This window comes from Microcystis sp. LSC13-02 (assembly GCA_002282935.1).
GTDB lineage: Bacteria > Cyanobacteriota > Cyanobacteriia > Cyanobacteriales > Microcystaceae > Microcystis.
Genome location: MTBT01000080.1, coordinates 1 through 4,046 on the forward strand (window position 1 = coordinate 1; position 4,046 = coordinate 4,046).

Here is a 4,046-nt window from a genome sequence, read left to right on the forward strand (position 1 = left end):
CATCTGAAACATAAAAAAGAACTGGATTCCTTGCTGACTCTACGATTTCAGAAGTTTAATAAATCTCAGATTATGAACGTCTAAAGTATAGTTAGTTATACGGCTCTCTTGGATTTGGTGGGTAAAATGTATTCTAAGATACATTTCTCCTAGCGAGGGGGTGGAAGAAACCACACCAGACACAAAGGACACAAAGATCGATCGATCCTATGTAAGTTAAACTGATCACACAGAACCTAGAAGAGCCGTTATACTAAATCTGGTTATTAAAGACTGATTATTTATTCCCCTTATGTAGCCTATATTCAACGGATTTAGTATTAGTTATCTTTATCTTTATCTTTATCTTTATACCTGTTTACTGTTTACTGATTAAGATGAATTTAGAAGCAATCATCCTAGAGGAAATTAAACAATCAGCAGCGGGTCGAATTAGCTTCGAGCGCTGGATGGATTTAGCTCTCTATCACCCCGATTATGGCTATTACGCCTCTGGAAAAGTAGAAATTGGCTCAAAAGGAGATTTTTTTACTTCCTCGTCCCTAGGGGCAGATTTTGGTCAATTGTTGGCAGAGCAATTTGTCGAGATGGCGGCATTTTTAGGTAATTCGCCGGGATTTACTTTAGTGGAAGTGGGAGCAGGTTCGGGAATTTTAGCGAAAGATATCCTTGATTATTTAAGTGATAGCTATGCTGATTTTTATCAAAATCTCAGTTATATAATTATCGAACAATCTCAGAAACTCAGGGAAAGACAACGGGCAACTTTAGCGGGATATTCCCCAGTATCTTGGCAAAGTTGGCCGAATTTAGCCGATAATTCCCTTGTGGGTTGTGTGTTTAGTAATGAGTTAATCGATGCTTTTCCTGTCCATCGAGTTGTGATTGAGTCAGGGGAATTGCGAGAAATTTATCTGGAATTGGGGGAACCTTTTCAGGAGATTATCGGAGATTTATCCAGCGACAGAATCAAAGACTATTTTGATTTAGTGGGGATAAATATTCCTTCCCCACTTTATCCAGAGGGTTATCAAACCGAGGTAAACTTATTAGCTTTAGACTGGTTAGAAACGGTTAATCGGAAACTCGATCGAGGTTATATTTTAACCATAGATTATGGTTACACTGCCGAAAAATATTATCATCCCCAAAGAAGTCAAGGAACCCTACAATGTTATCGACAACATCAGCGTCATGATCATCCTTATTTGTGGGTGGGAGAACAAGATATTACCACTCATGTGGATTTTACCGCTTTACAACGTCAAGGGGAGAAATTAGGCTTAAAAAATCTCGGTTTTACTCAGCAAGGATTATTTTTAATGGCTTTGGGATTAGGGGATAGATTAAATCAACTTTCTCAAGGAAAAATCGATATATTAACTATATTTCAGCGTCGAGATGCCCTACATCAATTAATCAATCCCACCGGTTTAGGAGGATTTGGAGTGTTAATTCAGGGGAAAGGAGTAGAAGAAAGAATACTTCAGGGATTAAGTAAATAACTAAAAAAAAGGGCTGAATGCTGTTAAATTTCAGCCCCAAGAATAATTAAGCTCCTACGGATTCTTTAGCCGCATACATTACCTCTAAAGTTATTTCACCAATACCTCGCTCCCGGGCGAATTTTTCGGTATTTCGTTTGACTTTCCCCCGCACAAAACCGGGTATTTTCTGTAATTCTGCCGTCGCTTCCTTATTCCAATTTAGGTCAGAATCTGCCGAGATACCTTTAGTAATTACCTCTTTTGTATCATGACCACCGAATATCTCTAATAGGTGATCTTCCATACCCAAAGTAAAGGAATTATAGACCAAATCGGCGATCTGATTAGTGCCTTCGTAACCTAAGAAAGGTTTATAACCGAGGGGGAAATTTTGGATATGAATAGGTGCGGCAATTACTCCACAGGGAATATCTAAACGTTTGCCCACATGACGTTCCATTTGAGTACCAAATATCGCCGCCGGTTCCAACCGAGCAATAGCATCTCCTATCGCCCCATTATCATCGCTAATTAACACTTCATCGCAATATTCACTCACTTGTTCCCGGAACCAATCCGCATCATACTTACAATAAGTCCCCGCTAAAACCACATGGATTCCCATCTCTCTGGCGAGAATTTTTGTCATAGCGGCTGCGTGGGTATTATCACCAAAAACCACCGCTTTTTTGCCCGTTAAATTCTGACAGTCAATGGAACGAGAAAACCAAGCAGCTTGGGAGATATGCAGAGTTTGTTCATTGATAAAATCTTCGTAATCTACTGCCGCACCTTGGGCATTAATTACCTCTTGAATTTTGCGAATACAGCGCGCTGTTTCCACCACTCCCATGGGGGTAATATCAACGTAAGGCATGGCGAATTCACTTTCGAGATATTTGGCTGTCATTAATCCCACTTCTCGATAGGGAACCAGATTAAACCAAGCGCGGGGCAGATTTTTTAAGTTTTCTACGGAGGCAGCTTCGGGGATAATGTCATTAACTTCAATGTCCAAATCTGCCATTAACCGCTTTAATTCTGTGCGATCATGTTGGTTATGGAAACCGAGGGTGGTAATGCCGATAATATTAACCGAAGGTTTAGGGGTTTTCTGCGAGATAATTTCCCCCTTTCTCTGGGCCTTATCGAGATAATATTTGATAATTTGATAGAGAGTTTTATCGGCCGCTTGTAGTTCATTATAGCGATAGTGGTTGACATCGGCCAGCAGCACATCCCCCTCGGCATCCTGTCGCGCTCTTTCGACAAAGTTTTGTAAATCCTCTTGGAGAATGCTGGAGGTACAGGTGGGAGTTAAAACGATTAAATCGGGACTTTCTTCGCGATCTTTGCGAACAATATTATCGACGACTTTTTCTTGGGAACCCCGGGCTAAAACATTACGATCGACAATACTAGTAGTGACGGGGGTAAAATTACGCTCCCTTTCCAACATCGAGCGCATGACGTTAAAATAATCGTCTCCCAGAGGAGCGTGCATGATAGCATGAACATTTTTAAAGGAACTGGCGATCCTTAAAGTGCCAATATGAGCGGGACCCGCATACATCCAATAGGCCAATTTCATAGAGGGTTCTCCTACAGTCAGACTTTTTTGATTGTCTCAGACTTTACCGATTTAGGAGTGAACGCTTAACGGAAGATTACAAAAAGTCCCCATACAGATTAAGTATCTTTTTGGGGAAAAATGACACAAATATTAATATTAACTTTTTTAACAATTTATGTCATTAGGGCAAAAATTTCTTTACCGACCGCTTGGTAACAAAGCCAACCGAAATTGGACCGGGGGTCGGGATAATCTTTGACGATGACTGCTTTTTCGGCCGCTCGTTCAAAAGCAACTAAACGGGGAATTTCTCGCTTAAATAGGGGTAATTTTGCTTCTTCTAGAGCTTTCCGCGCTTCTCGTCCTGTTTTTGTCCGTGAATCCACTTGGGTTAAAAGAACTCGATAATTATCGGTCATCGTGGACAGCAATTCTACCGCTTTAATCGTGACATCGATATCGAGATGATTGGGAGTGGTGGGTAGGATTAATAAATCGCTGCCCTGAGCTAAATCTTTTAGCTCGTCTGGCTCTGGCCGGGCCTGGGTATCGACGATAATATGAGTGTATTGTTTCACCAGTCCCGTCGCTCCAGCTTGGGACGCTACCATAAAAGGAAGGGTGTCTTCCCGGGACCAATGGAGAGCCGAACGATTTTTATCCGCATCGATCAATAAGGTGGGCGCTTTTTCCTGAAAATAGGCGGCCAAATGAATCGATGTGGTGGTTTTCCCGACCCCTCCCTTCAGTGCTACGACGGAAATAATCATGAACGGCTCGATGGAATAAATGGGTATTTTCTAGTGTACTCCCAGACGGACTGAAAACCGTCTAAGTTTCCGTTCAGAAAGGCTATCAGTCAGGATTCTAGATTTTTGAGCGTGGCTGTCTCGACATTATCGAAAATTTGGGTTAAAACCCCGTCGTTTTACGACGGCTTTTCTTGATCTTTAATATAGCACTTAAGAACTTCCAGGGTTGCACCT

General features: G+C 41.5%; 3 protein-coding genes. 1 reads left to right on the plus strand and 2 read right to left on the minus strand.

Translation table 11 applies throughout. The features are described from left to right. Nucleotides 1-377 precede the first annotated feature (377 nt). A complete protein-coding gene (locus tag BGL89_RS04815) occupies nt 378-1,505 on the plus strand; it encodes a class I SAM-dependent methyltransferase (protein WP_286824702.1) in 1,128 nt (375 codons plus the stop codon). Nucleotides 1,506-1,551: 46 nt separating this feature from the next. Here the strand turns inward: BGL89_RS04815 and bchB are convergent, their stop codons facing one another. Both bchB and BGL89_RS04825 read right to left on the minus strand, forming a co-directional pair. Next, the gene (gene bchB / locus BGL89_RS04820; RefSeq protein ID WP_286824703.1) at nt 1,552-3,078 is read right to left on the minus strand and encodes a ferredoxin:protochlorophyllide reductase (ATP-dependent) subunit B; all 1,527 of its coding nucleotides are present in this window, start codon (nt 3,076-3,078) and stop codon (nt 1,552-1,554) included. Nucleotides 3,079-3,233: 155 nt separating this feature from the next. Next, the gene (locus BGL89_RS04825) at nt 3,234-3,830 is read right to left on the minus strand and encodes a nucleotide-binding protein (protein ID WP_158199866.1); all 597 of its coding nucleotides are present in this window, start codon (nt 3,828-3,830) and stop codon (nt 3,234-3,236) included. Nucleotides 3,831-4,046: the final 216 nt, after the last annotated feature.